This window comes from Janthinobacterium lividum (assembly GCF_011601275.1).
Lineage (GTDB): Bacteria > Pseudomonadota > Gammaproteobacteria > Burkholderiales > Burkholderiaceae_D > Janthinobacterium > Janthinobacterium lividum_E.
Genome location: NZ_JAAOLY010000080.1, coordinates 1 through 278 on the forward strand (window position 1 = coordinate 1; position 278 = coordinate 278).

A 278-nucleotide genomic window follows, 5' to 3' on the forward strand; every position below is an offset into this window, starting at 1 on the left:
TTGGGCTTACGGCGTGGAGGCTTTTCACCCCCATTATCGCTACTCATGTCAGCATTCGCACTTCTGATACCTCCAGCATCCTTTACAAGACACCTTCGCAGGCTTACAGAACGCTCTCCTACCATATATATCTGTGATAAATCACAGAACAATATCCGCAGCTTCGGTGACTGGCTTAGCCCCGTTACATCTTCCGCGCAGGACGACTCGATCAGTGAGCTATTACGCTTTCTTTAAATGATGGCTGCTTCTAAGCCAACATCCTGACTGTTTTAGCC

1 rRNA gene is annotated in these 278 nt (G+C 48.2%); it reads right to left on the minus strand.

The window, feature by feature from the left end:
* Positions 1–278: ribosomal RNA gene (locus GYK42_RS28975) — 23S ribosomal RNA — on the minus strand; the annotation flags it as partial.